We start from the raw sequence: 516 nt of genomic DNA, 5'->3' as shown, positions 1-516 counted from the left end.
CTAGAGCTTGATAAGTTTCTCTAAGTCCATTTAAGCATCTATCGTCTAATACGCTAGAATCTCCTGCAATCATTGCGTAACTAACATATCTCAGCACAATTTCCATATCTCTTAAGCAAGCAGCCATACGTCTACTCGTATAAGCATTTCCACCAGGAGAAACTACATCAGGTCTTTTTTGAAACAGTTGTTGGCCGCCTTGCTTTACAATACGCTCACGATTATCTGTTAAAATTTGTGCTATTCTTAAACGACGTTGTCCAGATAAAACAAAACTTTTAATTCTATCTAATTCCCCAGGACTTAAATATCTTGCTTCTGCATCTGCATTTACAATTGACTTTGTAACAATACTCATGGATAAAACTCGTGTAATGCTTTAAAAAAAGCTTAATACTAATTATTTATGATATAACTCAGAAAGTAATGTACTTTTTGAGAATTTTATAACCGAAACACGTTCATGATATATGAAGCAGGATAGATACTGAGGTAAGTACTAAAACGAGAAAGTTA

Annotated in this window: 1 protein-coding gene; it reads right to left on the bottom strand. The window is 33.7% G+C overall.

Annotated elements, in window-relative coordinates:
- Positions 1-358: globin family protein (locus tag ABD944_RS42305; protein ID WP_345187938.1), on the bottom strand; the 358-nt coding region annotated here is incomplete at its 3' end.
- Positions 359-516: the final 158 nt, after the last annotated feature.

It is taken from the genome of Actinomadura verrucosospora (genome assembly GCF_039540335.1).
In the GTDB taxonomy this organism is placed as follows: domain Bacteria; phylum Actinomycetota; class Actinomycetes; order Streptosporangiales; family Streptosporangiaceae; genus Spirillospora; species Spirillospora verrucosospora.
This window is presented reverse-complemented; position numbering and strand designations above follow the sequence as displayed.